The organism is Rugamonas aquatica (genome assembly GCF_009380215.1).
Classification (GTDB): Bacteria; Pseudomonadota; Gammaproteobacteria; order Burkholderiales; family Burkholderiaceae_D; genus Rugamonas; species Rugamonas aquatica_B.
The window spans coordinates 527,185-551,049 of record NZ_WHUG01000004.1 but is presented as its reverse complement, the minus strand read 5'-3'; the positions used below and the strand labels follow the sequence as shown (position 1 = coordinate 551,049).

Annotated in this window: 23 protein-coding genes; 5 read left to right on the top strand and 18 right to left on the bottom strand. The window is 63.3% G+C overall.

What is annotated here, in order from left to right; translation table 11 throughout:
- Positions 1-63 precede the first annotated feature (63 nt).
- The 5 genes from GEV02_RS13850 to GEV02_RS13830 all read right to left on the bottom strand — a co-directional run bounded on the left by GEV02_RS13850 (position 64) and on the right by GEV02_RS13830 (position 7,211).
- A complete protein-coding gene (locus GEV02_RS13850) occupies positions 64-1,557 on the bottom strand; it encodes an efflux transporter outer membrane subunit (RefSeq protein WP_152838498.1) in 1,494 nt (497 codons plus the stop codon).
- Between the two features lies 1 nt (position 1,558).
- Positions 1,559-4,747, bottom strand: a complete 3,189-nt coding sequence (locus GEV02_RS13845; RefSeq protein WP_152838497.1) for an efflux RND transporter permease subunit — start codon at positions 4,745-4,747, stop codon at positions 1,559-1,561.
- 5 nt (positions 4,748-4,752) lie between these two features.
- The gene (locus GEV02_RS13840) at positions 4,753-5,994 is read right to left on the bottom strand and encodes an efflux RND transporter periplasmic adaptor subunit (protein ID WP_152838496.1); all 1,242 of its coding nucleotides are present in this window, start codon (positions 5,992-5,994) and stop codon (positions 4,753-4,755) included.
- A gap of 144 nt (positions 5,995-6,138) precedes the next feature.
- Positions 6,139-7,005, bottom strand: a complete 867-nt coding sequence (locus GEV02_RS13835; RefSeq protein ID WP_152838495.1) for an alpha/beta hydrolase — start codon at positions 7,003-7,005, stop codon at positions 6,139-6,141.
- A complete protein-coding gene (locus tag GEV02_RS13830) occupies positions 7,002-7,211 on the bottom strand; it encodes a hypothetical protein (protein WP_152838494.1) in 210 nt (69 codons plus the stop codon). Before GEV02_RS13830 ends, GEV02_RS13835 begins: the two co-directional genes overlap by 4 nt.
- A 125-nt stretch (positions 7,212-7,336) precedes the next feature.
- Between GEV02_RS13830 and GEV02_RS13825 the strand changes: the two genes are divergently transcribed.
- Positions 7,337-8,293 carry a LysR family transcriptional regulator gene (locus tag GEV02_RS13825; RefSeq protein ID WP_152838493.1) on the top strand — a complete coding sequence of 319 codons (957 nt, stop codon included), beginning with the start codon at positions 7,337-7,339 and terminating at the stop codon, positions 8,291-8,293.
- Positions 8,290-9,261: a D-2-hydroxyacid dehydrogenase gene (locus GEV02_RS13820; protein ID WP_152838492.1), complete on the top strand. Its 972-nt coding sequence runs from the start codon at positions 8,290-8,292 to the stop codon at positions 9,259-9,261. Before GEV02_RS13825 ends, GEV02_RS13820 begins: the two co-directional genes overlap by 4 nt.
- Before the next feature lie 3 nt (positions 9,262-9,264).
- On the opposite strand, the gene GEV02_RS13815 is transcribed toward GEV02_RS13820, so the two are convergent.
- Positions 9,265-9,951: an SDR family NAD(P)-dependent oxidoreductase gene (locus GEV02_RS13815; protein WP_152838491.1), complete on the bottom strand. Its 687-nt coding sequence runs from the start codon at positions 9,949-9,951 to the stop codon at positions 9,265-9,267.
- An 89-nt stretch (positions 9,952-10,040) separates the two neighbouring features.
- Between GEV02_RS13815 and GEV02_RS13810 the strand changes: the two genes are divergently transcribed.
- Positions 10,041-10,478 carry a GNAT family N-acetyltransferase gene (locus GEV02_RS13810; protein WP_152838490.1) on the top strand — a complete coding sequence of 146 codons (438 nt, stop codon included), beginning with the start codon at positions 10,041-10,043 and terminating at the stop codon, positions 10,476-10,478.
- 15 nt (positions 10,479-10,493) lie between these two features.
- Entirely contained in the window at positions 10,494-10,976 is a 483-nt protein-coding gene (locus tag GEV02_RS13805; RefSeq protein WP_152838489.1) for a hypothetical protein, read from the top strand.
- Positions 10,977-10,979: 3 nt separating this feature from the next.
- On the opposite strand, the gene GEV02_RS13800 is transcribed toward GEV02_RS13805, so the two are convergent.
- Positions 10,980-11,513: a hypothetical protein gene (locus tag GEV02_RS13800; RefSeq protein ID WP_152838488.1), complete on the bottom strand. Its 534-nt coding sequence runs from the start codon at positions 11,511-11,513 to the stop codon at positions 10,980-10,982.
- A gap of 141 nt (positions 11,514-11,654) precedes the next feature.
- Here GEV02_RS13800 and GEV02_RS13795 point away from each other — a divergent pair, with 141 nt between their 5' ends.
- Positions 11,655-12,647, top strand: coding sequence for a hypothetical protein (locus GEV02_RS13795; protein ID WP_152838487.1), 993 nt, complete (start codon positions 11,655-11,657; stop codon positions 12,645-12,647).
- A gap of 8 nt (positions 12,648-12,655) precedes the next feature.
- Here GEV02_RS13795 and GEV02_RS13790 read toward each other — a convergent pair whose 3' ends face one another.
- The 11 genes from GEV02_RS13790 to GEV02_RS32880 form a co-directional block, all read right to left on the bottom strand.
- Positions 12,656-13,807, bottom strand: a complete 1,152-nt coding sequence (locus GEV02_RS13790) for a porin family protein (RefSeq protein ID WP_152838486.1) — start codon at positions 13,805-13,807, stop codon at positions 12,656-12,658.
- Positions 13,804-14,472, bottom strand: coding sequence for an outer membrane lipoprotein-sorting protein (locus tag GEV02_RS13785; protein WP_174999095.1), 669 nt, complete (start codon positions 14,470-14,472; stop codon positions 13,804-13,806). The genes GEV02_RS13790 and GEV02_RS13785 overlap by 4 nt, the downstream gene beginning before the upstream one ends.
- A 75-nt stretch (positions 14,473-14,547) precedes the next feature.
- Positions 14,548-15,780, bottom strand: coding sequence for an ABC transporter permease (locus GEV02_RS13780; protein ID WP_152838484.1), 1,233 nt, complete (start codon positions 15,778-15,780; stop codon positions 14,548-14,550).
- On the bottom strand, positions 15,777-16,451 hold the full coding sequence (locus GEV02_RS13775) for an ABC transporter ATP-binding protein (RefSeq protein WP_008447657.1): 675 nt from the start codon (positions 16,449-16,451) through the stop codon (positions 15,777-15,779). The genes GEV02_RS13780 and GEV02_RS13775 overlap by 4 nt, the downstream gene beginning before the upstream one ends.
- Before the next feature lie 10 nt (positions 16,452-16,461).
- A complete protein-coding gene (locus GEV02_RS13770; RefSeq protein ID WP_152838483.1) occupies positions 16,462-16,989 on the bottom strand; it encodes a DUF2141 domain-containing protein in 528 nt (175 codons plus the stop codon).
- Positions 16,990-17,011: 22 nt separating this feature from the next.
- Positions 17,012-18,124: an ABC transporter permease gene (locus GEV02_RS13765; RefSeq protein WP_152838482.1), complete on the bottom strand. Its 1,113-nt coding sequence runs from the start codon at positions 18,122-18,124 to the stop codon at positions 17,012-17,014.
- On the bottom strand, positions 18,121-20,457 hold the full coding sequence (locus GEV02_RS13760) for an ABC transporter ATP-binding protein (RefSeq protein WP_152838481.1): 2,337 nt from the start codon (positions 20,455-20,457) through the stop codon (positions 18,121-18,123). Before GEV02_RS13760 ends, GEV02_RS13765 begins: the two co-directional genes overlap by 4 nt.
- Positions 20,454-21,302 carry a SagB/ThcOx family dehydrogenase gene (locus GEV02_RS13755; RefSeq protein ID WP_152838480.1) on the bottom strand — a complete coding sequence of 283 codons (849 nt, stop codon included), beginning with the start codon at positions 21,300-21,302 and terminating at the stop codon, positions 20,454-20,456. The genes GEV02_RS13760 and GEV02_RS13755 overlap by 4 nt, the downstream gene beginning before the upstream one ends.
- A 12-nt stretch (positions 21,303-21,314) precedes the next feature.
- Positions 21,315-22,646, bottom strand: a complete 1,332-nt coding sequence (locus GEV02_RS13750; RefSeq protein WP_152838479.1) for a YcaO-like family protein — start codon at positions 22,644-22,646, stop codon at positions 21,315-21,317.
- A gap of 3 nt (positions 22,647-22,649) precedes the next feature.
- Positions 22,650-23,624: a TOMM precursor leader peptide-binding protein gene (locus GEV02_RS13745; protein ID WP_174999093.1), complete on the bottom strand. Its 975-nt coding sequence runs from the start codon at positions 23,622-23,624 to the stop codon at positions 22,650-22,652.
- A 73-nt stretch (positions 23,625-23,697) separates the two neighbouring features.
- Positions 23,698-23,835 (bottom strand): hypothetical protein, encoded by a 138-nt coding sequence (locus GEV02_RS32880; RefSeq protein ID WP_008447650.1) that lies wholly within the window; start codon positions 23,833-23,835, stop codon positions 23,698-23,700.
- Positions 23,836-23,865: the final 30 nt, after the last annotated feature.

Sequence of the window (23,865 nt, the reverse complement as noted above, 5' to 3'; positions counted from 1 at the left end):
CCGTACATAAAAAAAGCCTGTGCCGCTCACGCGTGCACAGGCTTTTTGCATTAATCGTCCAGCTTATCGCTGCGCGACCTTCTGCGAAGCGTTGGCGCCATCCCAGCCGCCGCCCAGCGCGCGGATCAGCGCCACGGTGGTGACAGCGCGATTACCGCGCAACTGCACCGCACTACGCTCCACCGACGCCAGGTTACGCTGCGCGTCCAGCAGATCGAGGTAGCTCGAACGACCGGCGGTGTACAGCTTCTGCGCCAGATCGGCGGAACGACGCGCCGAAACCACGGCATCTTCAATCTGCGCAGTCTGGCCAGCCAGGATGCGCAGGCCCGCCAGGTTGTCTTCCACTTCCGCGAAAGCCACCAGCACGCTCTGGCGATACGTACCAACCGATTCCTCAAGCGCTGCTTCGCTGCGATTGATGTTGGCCTTGTTGCGGCCACCGTCGATCAATGGCATCGACATCAACGCGCCCAGCACCCACGAACGGCTGCTCCACTTGAACACGTCGGCGACGGTATTGCCCGAGGCGCCGCCGGCATTGGCGTTCAAGGCCAGCGCCGGGAACATCGCCGCCTTGGCGACGCCGATGCGGGCGTTGGACGCTTCCATCGCGCGCTGTGCCGCGGCGATGTCCGGACGACGCTCCAGCAGCGACGACGGCAGACCCGCCGGAATCACCGGCAGCAGCGACGTGTCGAGCAGCGGGCTGGCGCCGGCCGTGTAGCTGGCCGCCGGTTTGCCCAGCAGGACCGCCAGTGCATGCTCGGTCGTCGCGCGCTGGCGTTGCAGGCCGATGGCTTCGGCACGCGAAGTCGCCAGCTCGGTCTTGGCACGCGACAGATCGAACTCGCCGATGTCGCCCAGGTCGAAGCGACGCTGGTTGACCTTGACGTTTTCTTCGCGGGTCTGCACCGTGCGGTTCAGCGTTTCCAGTTCAGCGTCCGTGGCACGCAGACGGAAGTAAGTCTGCGCCACATCGGCCTGCACCGACAGCAGCACCGAACGGTAAGTCGCTTCCACGGAAGCGGCGTCGTTGCGGGCGGCGCTGACGTTCGACGATACGCGGCCGAACAGGTCGACCTCGTAGCTGGCCGTCAGGTTAGCGGAAAACACATTGCCCGGAGCGACCGGCGTACCGGCCGGCAGGCCAAGCGCCACGTCGGACTGGCGCTGACGCTGCGCGCCAACGTTGACGCCGACCTGCGGAATGCGATCCGCCTCGGCGACGCCGGCGATGGCGCGTGCCTGCTTGACGCGGGCCGCAGCCACGGCCAGGTTGGCGTTGGCGCGGGTGGCTTCAGCGATCAGCTCATTGAGAGCCGTGTCGTTGAAAGCCAGCCACCACTCGCCGCGCGGCTGCGCTTCGGCGGCTTGCGCCTGTTTCCAGGTGCTGCCGTCGGCGGCCACTTTGACAGCGGCCGGCAGCTGCGATTCCTTGAACGCGACCGGCACGTCCATCGCAGGCTGCTTGAATTCCGGCGCGGCGCATGCGGTCATCAGCAAGGCTGCCAATACAGGCGCCACACCTTTAGCGATCATATGCAGCTTGTTCATATCAGTGAGTCCCTTCCAGTTTTGCCGGAGCGGCGTCGCCAGCCACGGCAGGTTTTTTCTTCTCCAGGCGTACCGCCAGCTTGCGCAGCAGGACGTAGAACACCGGCGTCAGGAACAGGCCGAAGAAGGTCACGCCCAGCATGCCGGCAAACACCGCCACACCCATTGCATGACGCATTTCCGAACCGGCACCGTGCGAGAACACCAGCGGCAGCACGCCCATGATGAATGCGATCGACGTCATCAGAATCGGACGCAGACGCAGGCGGCAAGCTTCCAGCGCGGCTTCGACGATGGTACGGCCGTGGTGTTCCAGTTCGCGTGCAAACTCCACGATCAGAATCGCGTTCTTCGAGGCCAAACCAACCAGCACGAACAAGGCAATCTGCGTAAAGACGTTGTTATCCCCGTGGGTCAGCTTCACGCCAACCAGCGCGCAGAAGATCGACATCGGCACGATCAGGATCACCGCCAGCGGCAGGGTCCAGCTTTCGTACTGGGCGGCCAGCACCAGGAATACCAGCAGCACGCACAGTGGGAACACATACATCATCGTGTTACCGGACAGGATGTCCTGGTACACCAGTTCCGTCCATTCGTAGCCGATACCCTTAGGCAGAACCTCATTGAGGATCTTGGTCATTTCAGCCTGCGCCTCACCCGACGAGATGCCAGGAGCGGCGCCGCCATTGATCTCGGCTGCGACGTAGGCGTTGTAGCGCTGTACGCGGTCCGGGCCATAGCTGTCTTTCACGCGCATTAGCGACGACAGAGGAATCATCTCGCCCTTGTCGTTGCGGACTTTCAGCTGGGCGATGTCTTCTGCGTGCGAACGGAACTGCTGGTCAGCCTGGACGCGCACCTGATAGGTACGGCCGAACTGATTGAAGTCGTTCACATACAGCGAACCCAGATTGATCTGCAAGGTCTGGTAGATCGTCTGCAGCGGCACGCCCAGTTGCTTGGCCTTGGCGCGGTCGATGTCGGCGAACAGCTGTGGCACGTTGATCTGGTAGCTGGAGAATACGCCGGCCAGTTTAGGGTTCTGCCATGCCTTCATCTGCACTGCCTGGATAGCCTTGTACAGCGCGTCATAGCCCAGGTTGTCGCGGTCTTCGACCATCACTTTGAAACCACCGGTGGTGCCCAGACCATTGACTGGCGGCGGTGGCAGCACCATCACGAACGCACCTTCGATGGCGCCCATGCGTTTGTTGATTTCAGCAGCGATGGCTTCAGCCGATTCGCTCTTCTTGGTGCGCTCTTCGAACGGTTTCAGTGGGGTGAACACAATACCGGCGTTAGGCGCATTGGTGAAGCCGTTGATCGACAGGCCAGGGAAAGCCACCGAATCAGCCACGCCAGGGATTTCCTTGGCGATGTCCGACATCTTGCGGATGACGGCGTCGGTACGGTCCAGCGATGCGGCGTCCGGCAGTTGTGCGAAACCGATCAGATACTGCTTGTCCTGCGCAGGAACGAAGCCCGGAGGCACGATCTTGAACATGAAGCCCGCAGCCACGGCCAGGATGGCGTACACCACCAGCGAACCGCCTTTGCGTTTCAACACGCCGGTCACGCCGGTTTCATAGCCTTTGGAAGCGCGGTTGAAGAAGCGGTTGAACCAGCCGAAGAAGCGGCCGAAGATCTTGTCCATCACGCGGGTCAGCGCATCTTTCGGTGCATCGTGTGGACGCAGCAGCACGGCGGCCAGGGCCGGGGCCAGGGTCAGCGAGCTGAATGCCGAGATCACGGTCGAGATGGCGATGGTCAGCGCGAACTGCTTGTAGAACTGGCCGGACAGACCCGATACGAAGGCGATCGGCACGAACACGGCGCACAGCACCAGCGCAATCGCGATAATCGGACCACTCACCTCTTTCATCGCCTGGATGGTCGCGTCATGCGGCGACAGTCCGTTGGAGATATTCCGTTCGACGTTTTCCACCACCACGATCGCGTCATCGACCACGATACCGATGGCCAGCACAAGGCCGAACAGCGACAGCGTGTTGATCGAGAAGCCAAAGCCCAGCATGACGGCGAAAGTACCCACCACCGACACGGGAACGGCCAGCAGTGGGATCACCGATGCGCGCCAGGTTTGCAGGAACACGATCACCACCAGTGCCACCAGAATGATCGCTTCGATCAGGGTGTGGATCACGGCGCGGATCGATTCGCGCACGAATTGGGTCGGGTCATATACAACGCTGTACGTGACGCCTTCCGGGAAATCCTTCGACAGGCGGGCCATCGTCGAGCGCACGTCGGCCGACAGCTGCAAGGCGTTGGCGTTAGGTGCTTCGAAAATAGGGATCGCCACCGCCGAATTGTTGTTCAGCAGGGAGCGCAGCGCGTACGAGTTCGAACCCATCTCCATGCGGGCCACGTCCTTCAGCAGCGTTACCGCGCCGTCGGCATTGGTCTTCAGGATGATGTTGCCGAATTCTTCTTCGCTTTGCAGACGGCCTTGCGTGTTCACGGTCAGCTGGAAGTCAGCACCCTTGGTCGGGCCCTGGCCGATCACACCAGCAGCAACTTGAACGTTCTGCTCGCGGATCGAGGCGACGACATCGCTGGCGGTCAGGCCGCGCTGCGCCACTTTCTGCGGGTTCAGCCAGATACGCATCGCGTAGTCGCCGGAACCGAACAGCTGCACCTCGCCCATGCCAGGCAAGCGCGCCAGCTGGTCCTTGATGTTCAACACTGCATAGTTACGCAGATACAGGTCGTCGTAACGGCCGTTCGGCGATTGCAGGTGGACCACCATGGTCAGGTTGGGCGACGACTTCACGGTCGTCACGCCGATCTGGCGGACTTCTTCCGGCAGACGCGGAAGCGCGCGTTGAACGCGGTTCTGCACCTGGGTCTCAGCCTGCTCGACGTTGGTGCCGATCTTGAAGGTGACGGTCAGCGCCAGCGCGCCGTCCGAGGTGTTTTGCGAGGACATGTACAGCATGTTCTCGACGCCGTTGATCTGTTCCTCAAGCGGCGCGGCCACGGTTTCGGCGATGATCTTCGGATTCGCACCAGGATACTGCGCGCGCACCACCACCGATGGCGGCACCACGTCCGGGTACTCCGAGATCGGCAGCTTGAAGATCGATATCAAGCCGGCGACGAAGATAATGATCGACAGTACCGCCGCAAAAATCGGCTTGTCGACAAAAAATCGAGAGATGTTCATAGTTTTTATTCCTTGGAAGTGCCGGTCTTGGTTGCGACCGCCGCTACTTTTTCATCTTTTTTAACTTCGGTTTTCGGCACGTTGGCGGCTAGCGGATCGGAATCCATGGCGACCACGGTCGGCGTGATCGGCGCACCAGGACGCACGCGCTGCAGGCCGTTGACGACGATCTTCTCGCCCGGCTTCAAGCCGTCGCGCACCACGCGCAGGCCATCGATGGCAGGGCCGAGGGTCACAGGGCGGTACTCGGCCTTGTTGTCCTTGTCGACCACGAACACGAACTTGCGGTTCTGGTCCGTGCTGATGGCGCGGTCGTTAATCATCAACGCCGACTTGGCGCCGGTGGAGCCGGCCAGCTGCACGCGGGCGAACAGGCCTGGCACCAGCGCGCCGTCGGTGTTGTTGAGGGTGGCGCGCATGCGCACCGAACCGCTGCGTGGATCGAGCTGGTTGTCGACGAATTCCAGCTTGCCTTCGTGCGGGAAGCCGGTTTCGTTGGCCAGGCCGATCTTCACGGTGGCCGGCTTGCCTTGGTGGGCAGCGGCGCCAACGCGCAGATAGGTGTCTTCATCGCCGTCGAAGGAAGCGTAGATGCGCTCCAGCGAGACCACCGAAGTCAGTACCGCCGAAGCGTCGACCAGATTGCCCAGCGTGATTTCCGCTTTCGATACGCGGCCGTTGATCGGCGACGTCACCTGGGTGTAGCTCAGGTTCAGCTTGGCCGCTTCGTACTGCGCTTGTGCGGCGCGGGCATCGGCGTCCAGCTGCTTCAGGCTCGATGCCAGGGCGTCGTATTCGCGCTGAGCGATGGCTTTGTCGGCCAGCAGTTTTTCAGCGCGGACCAGTTCCACCTTGGCCAGATCGGCCTTGGCGCGGGCCGAGCCGGCTGCCGCTTCGGCGCGGTTGGCTTCAGCCTGGAACGGACGTGGATCGATGACGAACAGGACTTCGCCCTTCTTCACTTCGCTGCCAGGCTTGAAATTGATTGCGGTGATGAAGCCGCCGACGCGAGGACGGATCTGCACTTGCTCGATCGCTTCCAGACGGCCCGAGAACTCCTGCGTCTCGGTGATGGTTTTCTCGACGACCACTGCGGCCGAAATCGGAGGACCACCGGCGGCCGGTGCTTCAGCTGTCTTGCCGGTAGCGTCTTCGCAACCGGAGAGGCCAAAAGCGGCCAGTCCCGCCAGCGCCATAGCGGCGGCCAGCGGCCGGGCTACGACGGTGAATTGTTTAATGGTTTTCATGTTTATTCCCTTTTATATGAAAATAATTAATAGAAATGGCGGCACCGGTTGCCCTCAACGAATTGCGAGAAAACACGGTACTAGCGCCCCGCCGGCAAGCCAGTGGGGACGTGATTGCAGATACTGCTTAAAGGTTGGGGAACCCTATGCGGCTGGCGGCGTCTCAGACCGTTCCAGGCCAGCGATGAAACTGGCGATTTCTCCCAGCGCGTAACACTTGCACGCGCATTCGTTGCGCGCCCCTGCTTCACTCAGGGACGCTGCCGGCATTCGGTTGACGGTGGTCTTGACACCACAGGCAATCAACTTCGCGCCATATTGTTCCGCTTCGTCGCGCAGCGGGTCGTCTTCGGCCGACAGGATCAGCGCCGGCGGCAGGTTCTTCAGACGGCTCGACTGCAGCGGCGAGGCGTATGGATGGGTGCGGTCTGCCGCGTTCGGCAGGTAGCCTCGGTAGGCCGCCGCGCAGGCATCGGCCACGTCCAGCAATTCAGGCGCATTCTGCATCTCGCGCATCGACCAGGTGCTGAGACCGGGATCGAGCATCGGCATCACCAGGATCTGGCCGGCCAGCGCCGGGCCGCCGCGGTCGCGCGACATCAGCGCGCAGACCGCCGCCAGGTTGGCGCCGGCTTCGATGCCGGCCACCACCAGGCGCTTGCCGGTCCAGCCCAGCTTGGTCTTGTGCTTCTTGGCCCAGGTCAGCACGGCGTGCGCGTCCTCGACGGCGGCCGGGAAAGGCTGCACCGTCGCCAGCGTGTAGGCGGTGGCCAGCACGGCGCTGTCCTGGTTGTCGTCGGCCATATGGCGCAGGAAGATGTCGGCATCGTCCAGGTCGCCGCTGTTGAAGCCGCCGGCATGGAAGAACACGATCAGCGTATCGCGCTTGGCGCCGGCCTCGCCGCTGGTGTACAGGCGGCCGGCCAGGGGGCCTTGCGCGCCGCGCACTTCCAGGGTGCGGACCTTGAGCAGGTCCGACAGCTGCGGCAATGGCTCGACGGTTGCGCTCATCGCTGCACCGTATCCGAGGCGCTGGAGAGCATGGCCGTGTCGGCGCAGGCGATGGCGTCGCCGGCGGCCGCTTCGGTCAGGGCACGAACGCCGCTCGCTTCGGCCGATGCCGCCTGCGAGTAGGCATCGGTATAGACCACGCCCGCCAGAGCGACCGAAGTCAGCGCCAGTGCGATCGTTGCAAAAATTCCATCCCGATATTTCATGTTGAACCCCTTTCCTTCAATGTACTTTCTTGGTGCAGTACAGCAATCTTAAACTTGATCTACAATCTGATAAATACTGCAATGTCGAATTGATTGTTCAGGATTCCGAACAATGGGACTCAAAGATGAATAAACTACAAGCGATGGAAGTGTTCGTACAGGTGGTCGACGCCGGCGGCTTCACGCGCGCCGCCGACAATATGCAGCTGCCCAAGGCCACCGTCTCGACGCTGATCCAGTCGCTGGAGGCGGCGCTGTCGGTCAAGCTGCTGCACCGGACCACGCGCCAGGTCAGCGTGACGGCCGACGGCGCCGCCTATTATGAGCGCTGCCTGCGCATCCTGTCGGACGTGCGCGAGGCCGAGGAATCGCTGTCGCGCACGCGGCTCAGCCCCAGCGGGCGGCTGCGGGTCGATGCGCCCACCGGCCTGTCCAGCGACGTGCTGATCCCCGCCCTGCCCGACTTCTTCGTGCGCTACCCGGACATCCAGCTGGAACTGGGCTGCAGCGACCGCACGGTGGACCTGATCGAGGAAGGCGTCGATTGCGCGGTGCGCGGCGGCCAGCTGGGCGACTCCAACCTGATCGCGCGGCGCGTCGGCATCCTGCAGTTCGTCACCTGCGCCACGCCGGACTATCTGTCGCGCTACGGCCGGCCGGCGCATCCGGACGAATTGATACGCCACCGCTGCGTGAACTATTTTTCTTCGCGCACCGGCAAGCTGTTCGACTGGGACTTCTCGCGCGACGGCGAGCGCATACAGGTCGCCCTGCCCGGCCACATCGCCGTCAACGACACCAACGCCTACACGGCGGCGGGTCTGGCGGGACTGGGCATCGTGCAGATGCCGAACTTTATGATGGAGCCCATGCTCGCCGACGGCCGCTTCGAACAGCTGCTGGCCGACTGGAGCACCGACCCGCTGCCGGTGCACGTGGTCTATCCGCAGAACCGCCACCTGTCGGCCAAGGTGCGGGTGTTTGTCGAATGGGTCGCCGAACTGTTTTCCAACCATCCGGGCATGCGCCTGCCGAAAGCCGCACCGCCGGCGCGCCCGACTCCTTTTGAGGTTGCCATATGACTGAAGCCCACCGCATCGTATTCCTCGACCGCGACAGCGTGATCGCCAACATCCGCAAGCCTGCGTTCGCGCATGCGTGGTCCGAGCATGCCGCCACTAGGGCGGCGGACGCCATGCCGCGCCTGCGCGACGCGCGCGCCACCATCGCCATCACCAACAAGGTGCCGCTGCGCGCGGCCGACCTGGCGCAGCTGCCGGACCTGAAGATGATCGCGGTGGCCGCCACCGGCACCGACATCGTCGACCTGGCGGCCTGCCGCGAGCGCGGCATCGTCGTCTCCAACATCCGCAACTACGCGGTGCACACGCTGCCCGAGCACACCTTCGCGCTGATGCTGGCGTTGCGGCGGCAGCTGGTGGCGTATCGCGCCGATATCGAGGCGGGCTTGTGGCAGAAGTCCGACCGTTTCTGCCTGTTCGGCCATCCGATCGCGGACCTGGCGGGCAGCCGTCTGGGCCTGTTGGGATATGGCACGCTGGGCAAATCGGTGGCACGTATCGCTCAGGCGTTCGGCATGGAGGTGATCGTACATACGCGCTCGCCGCTGCCCGATGCGGCGGGCGATGGCGTGCGCGAAGTGGGCTTCGACGAGCTGCTGGAAACCTCGGACATCCTCAGCCTGCACCTGCCGCTGAACGACAAGACGCGCAACCTGATCAGCGCGAAAGAGCTGATCCGCATGAAGCGCAGCGCGCTGCTCATCAACACCGCACGCGGCGGCCTGGTGGACGAGACGGCGCTGGCCGACGCCCTGCGCAGCGGCGTGATCGCCGGCGCAGGCTTCGACGTGCTGGTGCAGGAACCGCCGCCGGCCGACAACGTGCTGCTCAATCTGCGGCTGCCCAACTTCATCCTGACGCCGCATTCGGCCTGGGCCAGCTCGCAGGCCATGCAGGTGCTGGCGGATCAGTTGATCGACAATATCGAAGCATGGGCGGCGGGCGCGCCCAGGAATGTGGTCGGCTGACAGTTATCGATAATTGGTGCCGTTGTTCATATCGATGACGTCACCGTTAATGAATGCCGGTGCGTCGGTCGCAAGCCAGCTGACCGTTTCCGCAACCTCTTCCGCCAGGCAGAATCGCTGGCTGATGGTTGCGGCCTTCAAGCGCTCCTTTCTGTCTTGCGGGATGTTTTTCATCATGTCAGTTTCGACAGGGCCAGGTGCGACCGAGTTGGCGATCACGCCCCGCGCGCCGTAGGTGCGTGCGAGCGAACGCATTGCATTCATCAGGCCCGCTTTTGAAACGCCATACCAGATGTCCGGATGGCCGATTTCGCCGGCAATCGAACCCATGCTGACGATACGGCCGCCGCCCTTGCCCGCCATCCGCTCCGCCACATGAACGCTCAGCCGCACGGCGGAGATCAGGTTCATGTTGAGCGTGTGGAGAATTGCCTCGCTGTCGTAGTCGCTTGCCGTCTTCGCGTTCATCATGCCCGCGTTGTTGATGAAGACGTCCGGCGTCCCGATCTTCTCGACGATCTGCAGCGCCTGTTCGTAATCAGAAACGTCTGCTGTCCACGAGGTTAATCCGTCCATGGCGACGGGGACGCCGGAGCGGGACAAGACATGCACTTCAAATCCTTTGCTCAACAGCTTCTTCGATATTTCAAGCCCGATGCCTCGGTTGCCGCCAGTAATAATTGCCTTCATCTTTACGCCAGCCCTATAGTTAACTAAAATAATAGATTATATTAAATGCATAATTAAATCGAAATTAAATTGGCCGAATAGGGACCGAGATGCCACAAACCCAAATAGTCTTTCGCCAGGCGACGTCGCAAGACATTCCTGCCATGTCGACGATCCGCCTGGCCGTTCGCGAGAATGTGCTTTCCGACCCGAGCCGCATTACACAGAAAATGTACGAGGATTATCTGGAACTGCTGGGCCGCGGCTGGGTCGCAGAAGTCGATGGCGTGATCGCCGGATTCTGCTATGCGAACAAAACCGATTCATCCATCTGGGCGCTGTTCATGGCGCTCGAATATGAAGGACAAGGGATCGCCAAGCATTTGCTCAACATTGCCACCGCATGGCTTTTCGAACAGGGCAATGAGTTTGTTCGCCTGAGTACCGGAATGGGAACCAGAGCGGACCAGTTCTATGTATCGCAAGGATGGCACCGGGAGCGAGTCGAAGGGAACGACGCCTATTACCTGCTGGCGAGCGCAGGATAAATCGAAAGGAACACAATGCGTACTTCGTGGCTAAAGTTGGTCGTGCTGTGCAGTTCGCTTCACACGGCGGCCCATGCGGCGGAAGGCCTGCCGGCTCACATCGCTGGCACATGGGCTACGGGAGCTTCCCTGTTTGAAGGTACGGCTGAGCAAGCCGAAATGTATTTTCTCGCAGACGGCTATGGAATGATGGCCGGCTCCGCATCGGCACCCCGGCGTGTCGACGGCGTCGACGACGGCAAGCCTGCCCCGCGCGCCATCGTGGGTTGGCCCGTGACGGCGACATTGGACGGAGATACGCTGCAGGTTCGACCGCTGCTGCCAAAAGGAGAAACAAAAGGCGCCGGTGCAGTCATTCCCTGCCACCGCGAAGCGGCCGAACCCAAACTGGTGTGCACCGGTCTAGATGGCAAGCAAATAATCATGGCGCGGCGTAGCGAATCGGTCCCGAACGATGTGGCTGAAATGGTAGACGCATATCGAAAACAATTTCGTTGAACCTCAGCTATCCGATGGGCACGCCCGCTGAAAATAACGTTCAGTCTGTGCCCAATGCCATGGCGGGATGCTGCCGTGTTTTTCAAACCGCCAGGCAGCCCCTCGCCGCGCAAACACATAGGAGTCGGTGTAGCGCGCATTGGTGGTGATATCGGCCCACTCGATCAAAAACTCCAGATGATCGTCGTTTTTGCTCTGCCAGCAGTAAAGACCCGTGCCAACAAACCGCATGGTTCTATCGACAGTGGCCATAGGTGGAAGCCGCAGGCCATCGCTCGTCTCGGCCAGAAGCTTGGAAGTGCCAGGCAACGCATTATGGGCATCGATCAAAAACAGGGCAATCGAAGTACTCGCATCGGTAATGAGATTCAGAAGCGGCCGCTCACGCTCTCGAATATAAAACGATTGCTTGATGTTTTCAAAAGGCGGTTCCGGATGATAGATGCCTTGCTCAATGGCCGGGAGCCTGGGTGTTTGAGCCATGCCCGCAGGCGCAAAGCCAATCACCAGTGCAGCGAAAACGACGAGTATTTTCATAATCCAGCCGGCCCTTTAAAAGTTCGAAAGATACTCAGAGCGAGACTGTACCTCTGCGCTTAAATATACAAGGCGCCCAGAAAGTTTCCGCAATGAAATTTCTGTTAAAATAGTTACCTTTTATTGACTAGATTAACAACCATGCGTCTGAATTCCTCTCTACTCTCCCTTTGTTTGTTAGCCTTGACCGCCTGCGGTGGCGGCGGTGGTGGTGGCAGTACTGCCACCTCACCGTCCCAGCCAACTTCCCCACCCGTATTAACCGGCAACACGATCTTCATCGGCGACAGCGGCAACCAGAAAATGGCGGCCATCGATACGCTGACGCCCACACCGGGCACCTTGTCCGCCAAGGTCTTTACCACCAATACATCCGCCTGGTATGACGCTGCGTTCGATGGCACCCGCAATGAACTCTATGTTGCCGCGTTCACCCAAATCGACGTGTACGCCAATGCGAGAAAACTGGACGGGACTATTGCTGCCTCCCGCTCGATCATCCCGGCAATCAATGGCTACACCAGTCTGCGGCACGTAGTTCTGGACAAGGCGAATGACCGCCTCTACATTGGCTTCAAGGCGCCGGGCAGTGGCGGCGTGGCCGTGTTTGAGCAGGCTAGCAAGCTCAACGGAACGGTAGCACCTTCGCGCATTTTTTCCGGGAACATCTACCATGACAACTTCACCCTGGATCTGAAGCGCAACCTGCTGTACACCAGCTGGAACTTCATCGCTCCCTCAGAAGTTTTCGTCTTCGAGCACATCGATAGCTTCAATGGCGAAGCGCCTATCGCTCGTCGTATCGGCATGCCTGGCGTCGTAGAACGGCTTTCCATAGACAGCAGCCGTGACCGTCTCTACATGGTCACGGACAAGGGAGGCGTCATCGTTCTCGATGGTGCAAGCACCGCAGCAGGCCGCCCGGCAGTCACCACGTTCTCGCTGCCGACTCCGAACTCCGGGAGCGCGGTAACAATCGATGCCGCAAATGACCGTTTGTACTTGGGCTTCACCGACCAAGCGTTCGTGCTCAATAACGCAAGCAAACTGACCAACAGCACCGGCTCGGCACAAGCGGCAGCCATCACGGCACCGGCCAACACCAGGATCGCCTATTTCGCCTTGCCTCAGTAACGGTAGATCTAAAATGCCCGGCGCACCCGGAAGGCGAGCCTGCTGCCGAATGGCGACAGGCCTCGCTCGGAGCGGGCGTCGCCGGTCTGGCGCAGTACTGACAACATCAGCGTGGTGCGCGTTGAATAGCGATAGTCCGCCGTGCCATGCCACACGGCGCTGTGGTCGTCGCGGCCGGCGTACACACCTCCGCTCAGTTCCCAATCCCCCACAGTTTGCGCCAGCGTCACGCTGACATAGCGCTGGCGCGCGCCTTGGCTGGTCAGCACCTGCGCAGCCTGTGCCTGCAAGCCCTTGCGCGCGATATCCGGCAGCGGCAAGGATTGATTGCGATCTACCTGCGCCAGCCACCCGGCGTACTCGCCATCGGACATGCCGCGCCCATCGTAGGCGTATTCGATTTGCAGCTTGGGCAGGTCCGGCAAGGTGTAGGTCAGGCCGGCTGTCGCACGCCGTGTGTCATGCGTACTGTACGCCGATCCGTACCACGACAGATGCTCCCCCATCGCTCCGCTCAGCGTCGCGCCGATGCCGTTGGACTCTCCGCTGGCCCGACGCAGCAGCATGCTCACACTGAGTTGATCGAACTCGTACCCAAGCCTGACGATGGACTGCTCAACGCCGCGGTTGTAGCCGTCCGCGTGCCGCGCCGCGTCCTTGCTGTAAATCGCCGTCAAGCTGGCCTGCGAGCCGGTCCAGCCCAGCACCGCCATCGGCAGCCCTTCCGACTGGCCCAGTTCATCGAGCGGATCGCTCAGGTCCGTGCGTTTTTGCAGGAAGCCCAGCGGCTGATTGACGAAGGATGGATCGAGCGCATACAAGCGCTTGCCCAGCGATAGCGTCACCGCCGGCGTGAGTTGAAACACTCGGTTCAGTTCCTGCAGCGTTCCCGAGGAGCCGCTGCGCCGTCCGTCGATATCGCTGCGCCAGGTTTCAAATCGCGCGCGCCAGGTCAGGTCGTGGAAGCGGCCCTCAAGCAGGCCGGCCATTGAGGTCTTCTTCTCAGGGATCGCCAGAAAATTATCGACGTTGAGCGGCGTCGCCTGCAAGCGCGTGGCTTCCTGGCTGGCCAGCGCGAACCCGCCCAGCCAGTCCTCGTCCGCCTGCGCGCCGCCGCACAGCAGCAGCCCAGCCATCAACGCTGAACGGCGAGCGCTCATTGTTCCAGACTGCGCGGGTTGAAGGTGCTGGCGGAGAATTCCATCGTCTTGATCTTCTCGTACACCACGCGGGTCTGCTCGGCCGGCAGTTGCGGATCGAAATAGCGCGTGACCGGCGGCAGACCGCCGGTTGCCGCGTCGAACTCCGCAACCTTCAATAGCTTGCCGCTGGCGACGTACAGCATGGCCTTCAACGGCACGTACTGGCCGCGCTGCTTGGTCGTCAGCAGCGTGATCCGAGTATAGGTGGCCGCCTCGTTCTTGCTGGTCAAGGCCAGCGCAACGCAGTCGCCCGTGCAGGATGCGGGCGGTGTATCCATCGTCACGGCGTCATAGTCGTTCGTAAAGCTGATGCGCGCCAGGTCGCCGATCGACGCCTTGCCACGCAGCGTTTGCAGCGGCGTCAGTCGGATCGCGCGCCGGGTGCGGGGCGCGTAGAAAAATATGCCCGCATCGGTGGTCAGGAACTTCTGGCCGCGCTGGTCGACACTGGTCGCCTCCACCAGCACCTGATTGTGATTCGCACCGCGTATCACGTACGTGCCGGGTTCCTGTTCCTGGCCGTTCTGCACAGGCACGATGCGTACCGCCGCTTCAAAACTATCGAACGGCATACGGTAGCGGTCCACCTGCCGCAGGATCTCCTGCGCAGGTGGCGCGGCCATCACAGGGCCTGCCGCCAAAACAGCGCAGCCTACAAACCAGCGGACACGGTCAAATTGAAATGGCATGAAGCTGGCTCACTGTATGGAAAGAGAAGACATGATAGGCATGCGGCCAATGCGGCGGCTGATGGTCCACGCGGCCAGCATCGCCACCAGCGGCAAGGCGCAGATGATGGCCGCGCTATACGACGGCACCCACAACATCTGCAGCAGCACGCCGGCGTTGCGGCCGGGCGGCGGCGCCAGTTCGATATGCGCGGCATTGATCAGCAGGATGGCGACAAACGCCAGCAGCGCCCCGGCACAAGCGCCGAACAGGCCTTGCAGCATGCCTTCCATGACGAACAGGCGCCGCACCAGCGCGTGCCCGATGCCCATGGCACGCATGGTGCCGATCTCCCTGCCCCGTTCATAGATCGTGGTCAGCGTCATCGCCGCCACGCCCAAGAAGACGATGATGCAGATGACGATACCAAACACCAGGAACTGATTGCGGTACAAAGCCAGTACCTGCGAGTACAACGGCGCCAGCGACTGCCAGGTGCGCAGCTCGACCCGCGCGCCGGCCAGCGCCCCACGCAAGCGGCCCGATACCTCGTCGGCCTGCGCAGTGTCCTGATACAGCACGGCGACACTGGATACCTTGGTCGTCCGCAGCAGCTCCTGCGCCGTTTCCAGCGGCAGTTGCAGCAGATACAAATCGGTCTGCGGGATACCGGTCGCCACCAGCCCCACCACTTCCAGATCCATCGCGTTGACGCTGCCGTTGACAGTGGTGGTCATCAACGTAATCGAATCGCCGGGCTTGACCGCCAGCCGCCGCGCCATCTCCTTGCCTATCACGACTTGATAGCGCCCTTCCGGCTTGGCACTCAACGACGCTCCGGCCGCCAAAGTCTGAAAGGCGCCGAACGCCTGCCGCTCACGATCAGGCATCACCCCGCTGCCCTCGAAGTTGAGCGTGCGCGCGCCATTCGACACCAAGCCCGCGAACGACAGTCGCGGCACCACGCGGCGTACCTGCGGCTCCTGCGCCAGCAGCGCTTCCACGCGCGCCAGTACCGGCCGCTCCAGGCCGTATTGCAGCTGCTGCTCGGCGTAGCCGTCAAACTGGCCTTCACCGGCCAACTGCGCATGTCCCAATCCGCTGCGGATGGTGCTCTCGCGCAGGCCATCGAGCGATGCCGAGATATAGGCCACGAACAGCAGCAGCGCCAGCGTGCCGACGCCTATCGTCCCGCCCAGCAGAAAGGAGCGCCGTCCATTGCGACGTACATTGCGCAGCGCGAGCGTCAGCCATTGACTCATGCGACCTGCCTGCCGTCGGCCAGCCGCACCACGCCGTGCGCCATCTCCATCACCCGCTGGTCGTGGGTGGCGATGACGAAGGTGGTGCCGACCTGGCGATTCAGATTGTCGATCAGCTCCAGCAGCTGCTGCGCCGTCTTGCCGTCCAGATTACCGGTCGGTTCATCGGCGATGACCAGGCTGGGACGATTAACCAACGCTCGCGCAATGGCGACGCGCTGCTGCTGTCCGCCCGACAGCTCGGACGGTTCGTGCTTCAGACGATGATCCATGCCCACCATCTCCAGCGCGGCGACCGCGCGGCGGCTGCGTTCCGACGGCGACAGCGCCTGCGGCGCCAGCGCCAGTTCCACGTTCTCTTGCGCAGTCAGCGTGCCAACCAGATTGAATTGCTGGAAGACGAAACCAAGCTTGCGGTTGCGGTACTGGTCCAGTTGCGTTTCCGCGATCAGGTCCAGGCGTTCGCCATCGACGCTGATGCTGCCGCTGTCCGGCCGGTCGAAGCGCGCCAGCATGCCGAGCAAGGTGCTCTTGCCGCTGCCCGACGGGCCGGCGATGGCCGTCACGCTGGGCTGGTCGATGCGGAACGATACCTGGTCCAGCGCCACGATGCGTTCACCGCCCCGCAGATAGTGCTTGGATACCGCGTCAACTTCCAGTATGGCCGCCATCCGCTTCCTCTCAGTAGACCATGTCGATGTCGATAGCCTCTTTGCCGGCCTTGACTTCAAACACCGCCTGTTCGAAGGTCGGTGGTCCGTAGTTGCCCTTGGCGTTGCGCGAAAACGCGTAGCCTTCCAGCGGCATGCCGTTGGGCGAACGGTCGAATTCACCGTTGCCGTTTTCGTCGTGGTACAGCATGGCCGCGTACAAGCCAGGCTTGACGCCGTCGAAGGTCAGGCTGACGACAGGCGACGCGGCTATCGTCTGCATGTACGGGCAGCGCTTGAGGAAGGTAGCCTTGTCGCACAAGGCCGCCATGACCATGCCCTTATTTCCGGCGACGCCGCTTAACTTGATGGTGACGCTTGCGCCGGTCGCCAGCGATGGTGGCGGCACCACAGCCGCCTGCTGCACATGCGCCAGCAGTACGGCCAGGGCGACGCCTACGCAGGCGATGACGCTCATGCCGGCGATCAGCGGAAGGCGGCGCAGCCTGCTGCGCGTATCCAGGGCCTCCTGCTCTTTCGGTCGATTCTGTACGTTCATTTCATACCTCTTTCAACTGCAATCAGGAGCGCGGCATCCACGTAAAGCGCCGCGCCGACAGCGCCAGGCAGGCTATCAGCATCGCCAACAGCAAGGCCACACTGTAGATATCGGTGCTCCAGCCCATGCCGCCGGTGAAGCCGCGACGTATGCTCGACATCATCGCGTTCAGCGGCAGGCAGTCCAGCGCCGCGCGTGCCAGCTTGGGCAAGCCGCCCAGCGGGACCATGAGATTACCCGAAAACAGCAGCGGAAAATACAGCAGATTGCAGAACATGGTGGCGGCGGCCACGCTGTTGGTCATGGCCGCGATCAGCAGGCCTAGTGCCAGGAAGGCGCCGGTGCCCAGCGCCAGCATGGCGATGGCGGCCGCCACCTGCACGCCGTCCGCGTGGACGCGCACTCCGTAGATGGCCCACGCGGCGACAAACATCGCCAGGCTGGCGGCCAGCACGATCAGCAGCCGCGATACGCACCATGCGGCCACCACGACGCCGGTCGGCATCGGGAACAGCTGATACATGCGGAACATGCCGCCCTCGCGCGCGGCCACCAGCGGACCTGCGAATCCCATCAGACTGGTGGACAGTATCACCATGCCTGCCAGGCCGGTGACGAGGAACAGGCGATAGTCCAGCGTCTGTTCGGCGGCGGGCGGTGGTGGTGGCAAGGCCACGCGCGGTGGCGCATGCAGGCCGTTGAGATTGTAGGCGTCGCTGTAGCCGCGCAGCAGGCCGTAGGCGGCATCGAACGCGGCGCCCGTGCCGTGACCGCTGCGCAGCGCGAGGTCCGTGGTGCGGCCGACGGCGATGTTGGCGGCGAAACCGGTTGGTATCGTCAGCACAAAGTCGGCCTGCGCGGCGGCGTCATCGGCGGGCGTTGTCACTGGTGAGAAGTCCACGCTGTGCTGCTGGCGCAAGCCGACCTGCAACTGCCACAGGTATTCGCGGCTCTCGGTGCTGCCATCGAGATCGACGATCGCCAGCGACACCGGGCCAAGCTTGACATCCTGGCCGAACAAGGCCATCTGCATGACCAGCATCAGCAAGGGGAAGGCAAAGGTCCAGAACAGCGCCAGCTTCCCGCGCAAGAACATGGCCAGGTCGGCTTTGACCAGATGCAGAAGTATCTTCATGTTGACAGCCCCTTCGTGGGCGCGATTTGCGTGACGTCGGCGAGGAAGTCCTCGACAGACACCGGCTCCAGGCTGAATGTGCCGATACGCTGTTGTTCGATAAACTGGCGGAAGGCCTGGTCGAAGCCGGCGCCGCCGAACAGTTCCCAGGCGCCGTCGCGTTCACGCGGCGGCTGCACCAGTGCTGGCAATGCGCGCAAGGCTTCCAATGCCAGTTCCGGCAAGGCCTGGCGCAGCACGCCCTTGAATTGGCCGACCCGCTGCGTCATCAGCGACGCCAGCGTACCCTCGGCAACGATGCGGCCGTCGTCGATGCAGCAGATGCGGTCCATGCCCAGCAAGTCGGAAGGCGCGTGCGAGATCACCAGCAGCGTTACCGGCAAGGTGGCCAGCAGTTCGCGCAGTGCGCGGGCGAACCACTCGTCCAATCCCAGCGAGGGCTCGTCGAGGATGGCCAATTCGGGCACGTGGGCCAGCGCCATCCACAGCATCAGGCGCTGCTTCTGGCCGCGTGACAGCTGCTGCCAGTAGCGGTCGCGCAGCTCGTCCAATCCCAGTGCGCGTGTGACTGCGGCGTCTGTGCGGTGATACATGGCCTGGTGCAGCGCCATCATCTCCCGCACTTTGGTTTGGCCTGGCAGGTCGTAGCCTTGCAGCAGACCACCGATGCGCTGGCGTGTGGCCGCGTCACGCGGATCGCCCAGATGCAGCGCGACGGTGCCGCGGTCAGGCTGGCGCAGGCCAAGCAGGGTTTCCATCAGCATCGACTTGCCGCTGCCGTTGCGGCCGACGAAGGCCACGCGTTCGCCGCGACGTACCGTCAGCGCGCCGGGGCGCAGCGTGAAGGATGAGGACAAGCGGAGCTCAACGCCGCTCAGCTCCAGCAGTACGGGCGCCAGCGCAGCAACCGGTTCCGTTGGGGCGGCGACCGTCTCCTCGGCTGGCGTCTCGATGCCGTATTCCAGCAAGACCTGGCGCGCATGTTCGCGGTAGACCGGGTCCAGCATCGCCTGTCGCAGCTTGCTAACGCCCAGATCGCGGTCGCCGCCGTACGCGGGCGGCGCGTGCAGCAGCAGCGACGCGTGCTGTACCAGCAAATCGGGATCGTTCGGTATCAGCTGCACGGCCTTGTTGAAAGCCTGGATCGCCTGCTGTCCGGCGCTGGCGACCTTGATGATATTCGGCCGGGCCAACAATATCATCAGGATCGCATGCGTGCCGCGCCACAGCCACAGCCGCCCTTGCGGCAAACACTCCGCGGCCTTGAGCAGCAGCTCCAGCCGCGCCAGTTCATCGGCCGACGGCGGCGTCGCAAAATTCACCTGCAACAGCGCGCGATTGATGCGGGCGCCGAGCAGGCTGTCGAGCAACGCCGGTTCGGCATAGACATCGCCCGCCTCCAGCGTGGCGATGTCCTCGTCGATATCGGCAGGATTCTTGTTGATCCACGCCGTGAATACCGCCTGACGCGCGCGCTCGATCAGCGCAGCCTGCGCAGCACTCGGCCCGCCGCTGCGGGCGACGGCAGGGAAACTCTGCCCGCTGGCCTCTTCCACCAGCCGCACGATCTGCGCTTCCGAACCGGCCCGCGCCACGGCGGCGAACAAGCGCGTGATGCGCCCTGCCTCGCCCAACGCATAAATCGCCTCCAGCAAATCGGCGCCGACGCGGCAGGCCGACTTGTACACCGCCAGATCGCTGTCGACGCTTTCGCCAAACATGCTGTCGGCGCTGCGGCTCAGCAGCGTACGCATAGGCGGCAGCAGCTCCATGTCCGCCGCCGGCAGCGTGGCGCCCGCATGGCGACTGGCGAAGAAATGCGCCAGCCCTTCGTCCAGCAAGCGCACGCCGCAGGTCAGGAAGCAGTGCGCCACTTCGTGAAACTGCACAGCGCGCAAATCATCCGGATAACCGGGCGACAGCGTGGACAGGCGCAGCACTGCCAGACCCGGAAAGCTCTCCATCGTCAGATGCAGGTCGCGGCTCTCAGCACGGCATTGCAGCAGGATGCACGGTGCGGGCAGCTCCAGGAAGGCGGCGCAGCAGGCGATCGCCTCTTCGAAATGGGCCTGCAATGCCGTCGGCAGCGGCGCGGCATCCAGCACAAACAGCGAACCGCTCGCATGCCATGGCTGCTTGCCCGCCACCATATCGAGCAGCAACGGATAGGCGTGGAAGCGGCCGCGCAGCGCAAACAGCTGGTCCAGCTCCGCCAGCGCGGCATCGCGCTCGGCCGCAGCCGCATGACGCAGCAGCGCGAATGCGCCCTGCCGCAGACTGGCTCCGGCCACCTGCGGCGTATCGCCCAGCACACGGATGGCGTTGTCGTTCATGGCGCGGCGGTCTCCGGCTGCGCCTCGCGGCCCAGCAGCATGACCGATACCACGGTCTCGGTCACGCCGTCGATATCGAGCAGCGCAGCCAGTTCATCGTCGTAGTAGGCGCCGTAGACCAGCGATCCCATGCCCAGCCCCTGCGCCGCCAGGCACAGGTTCTGCGATGCGTGGCCCGCTTCGAGCAGCGCCATGCGATAGCCGCGTGGGCCGTATTTGGCGGTCGCACGCTGCGGCACGCTGGTCATCACGCACACCAGCGGCGCCTTGATGGACTGCTCGCCGCCGCGCACCTCGGCGCTGCCGAAAGCGTCGCCGTCCTGCTGCTTCAGCACACGCAGGCAGTGCTCGCGTGCGTCGTAGTGGGCGATGCACGGCTCAACGCCTTCAACCTGGTTCAGGAAGAAGTAAAACTCGGTCGGATACAGGCCGCCCGGCGATGGATAGGCGCGGAACGCCAGCTTGACGTGCGGCGCGGCGTCGCTGCTGCGGTAACGGTTCACGCGCAGCGCATGGTGCAGCAGGCTTGAGACTTCGCGCAGGCTGAGTGCCGGCGCGAAGCCGCGTGCGCTGATGCGGCCAGCCATCGCGGCGGCCAGCTCGCCCAGCGCCAGGTCAGGCTCCGGCAACTCTATCTTCGGGCAGGAAGCGAACACGTTATAGCCAGCCGCGCCACGCGCGATGAAGGCCGGATGGCGCAGATAGCGGACGATGTTCTTGACCTGCCCCGCCAGCGTGGCGCGATGAAACTTGGTCTGCTCGTGCAGAATCTCGGCCGGATCGTCGATGTCGAAATCGCCCGCCATGGCCTGCGGCGGCAGCAGTTCTTGCAAACTATGGTTCATGTGAGGTCCGCATCAAGGGAATGGGTGAGGATCGGTATTCGGCGGCGGCACCTCGGCCAGGCCCCAGTGACGGGCGATCTGGCGCAGGCGGCGTTCGTCGCGGCTCAACATGCCGTCGCCGAACAGCAGCGGATGCAGGCCGGGGATCAGCGAGCGCACCACGCAGAAGCCCAGGCTGGCGATATCCTCGGAGGTGACATCAACCGCCAGCGCCGGCAAGCCCATGGCGAGCAAACGCGCCAGCAGATCGTCCAGCGTGGCCAGTTGGTGCAGCGAGGCGTCGGCGCTATCGATGGTCTGCCCGTTCTCGAACAGGAAGTCCATCATCTGCTGGCGCGACGGCTCCAGGAAATAGGCGAAGTGGTCGCCCGGATTGCGGATCGCACTGCGCTCCGGCAGTGGCGTACCCGCGCCGAGGATGGAGCTTGCCCAGCAATAGCCGTGCAGCGCTTCGATCACCGCCTTGTTGATCGCCTGGCCCACGCCCAGCTGCGCGCTCGCGCCCAGCGACATGGTGCCGTCGTTGCGGCTGCGCGCAAGGCACAGCACAACCGGCAGGCCGACATCGGTGGTGATGTCCCACAGCCGTACGTCCAGCGATGGATGGTCCAGCGCGCGCTGCACGCCGGGCAGCAAGGCCGCCCGCGCCGATGCGCCCACTTCCAGACGGCGCGGCGCATAACGCATCTGCCACATGGCCGCAAAGGCGTCGCGCTCGATCACTTCGCACAAGCCGCTCAGGATAGCGCGCTGTTCGTCCATGCCGCACGCCAGTCCGGTCGATGAGGATTGGAACACGATCTCGCGCTGGTTCTTCACCTGCATGCCGAGATAGACCATCTGCGCCGGCACATAGCACTCGCGCTCCGGGTCGCACAGGTCGGTCGCGCGCGCCCAGGCGCGGGTGACATCGGCGTCCGGCGCTGAAAATTCAAAGCCCTCGGCCGCGTACTGCTCGGGCGAGAACAGCACGAACCGCTCCAGTCCCACCGCCGCCGCGCCCAATTCGGCCTGGCTGGCGTAGTGCAGCAGGTCGTCGAAATGCACCGCGGCCGAATAGCGCTCGATCGCCTCGCCGAACGCCGCCCACAGGGCCGAGGTGCGGTCGAAGGCGGCGCCGGAACCGGCCAGGCTGGCGCGGTCGCTGGTCGGGTTGTTCGGCTTGGCCCGCGATGGATCGATCATCATCGCTTTGACGTCGACCATCAAGGCGTTGAACACGAACAGGCCACGCGCGTCGGGATGTTCGGTCTCTTCCAGCAAGGTGGTGATGATGCCGTGGCGGCGGTGCACCAGGGCTTCGTGGATCAGCGCCAGGCGCGCTGCGTCGGATAAGCGTTCCATGATTTAAGCCCGGCGACGCAGCAGCGATTGCTGGAACACGGTGCCGACCGGCCGCGCCGTGCTGGCATTGCCGCAACACGCGCAACGCGGCAGGCGCAGCACGCGGCTGCGATGGGTCTCGCCGGTCAGGCTGTCGATCTCGCTGAACACGCTGTGCTGCAGGTTGTCCAGCGTGCCGCTCAGGTATTGCAGCACCAGCCGCGATGCCTCGGCCACGCCGAACTGGATCGCCAGCCTGCTTGGCAGCGCGTGGTACAGGATATTTTCCGGCTTGCTGCGCACGTCGAATTCTGCGACGAACTTGCGCGTGCTGCGCACGCGGTGGAAATAGCATTCGTAGCAGGCGGTGGCCTTCGGCATCACCATCGGGCCGCACTGCACGGTGCTCCAGTCTATGCCCAGATAGAGGCTGGCCAGGCCGCGTTCGACCGCCTTGGCGTTCATCGCGCGGAAGGTGGCGAAGTCCTCGAAATCGGAGCACACCAGCAGCAGTGCGCGTTTGTCGCCAGTATCCGGCAGCTCGCCGTCGCGACCTATGCGTTGCAGCGGCACGTTCATCTGCGCCAGCGCTTCGGCCAGCGCATCGGCGCAGGCGCCCTCGCCGGCCAGCACCAGCAGCCAGTTGGCGCGGTCGTAGGCGGCCAACTGGTCGCGCGGGATCAGCGCATCGAGTTCGCGCCGGTGCTGCAAATGCTGATGGGTGGCGTCGCCGCCGGCGCGGGCGTCGTTGCGCACCAGCACACGGGTGTTGACCAGCGCCGTCACGGCCGCCTCGACCGCCTCGGGCGGGAAGCTGTCGGCCATGGATTCCGTCAGTGCGGCGAGCCGTACGCCCTGCCCGGCCTGGTCCAGGATGGTCTTGAGCATGCCGACCTTGTCTTCGACAGTGAAGCGGCGGCCGACCACGGACATGGCGATCTTGTCGTCGCCCAGCGTGGTGATTTCCGCCAGCGGCGAAACGTAAAGAGTGTCATTCATTGAGGTACCTATCGTCGTGGCTGCGGAAAGGCGGGACGACGGCAGCGCCGCCATCCCGCCCGCCAGCTGGCAATTAGCAGCAGCAGGAGCAGGAGCAGGTGCAGCACGAAACGCTGACATCAGCCAGAGCGCCGCTCATGTCGTCTTGCAGGTATTCCGATTCGGTCGAATCGGTAATCGAGATGAAGGTCGTGTCGATCAGGATTTCCATTTCTGTTTCCTCTAGAAGTGAATGAAAGGC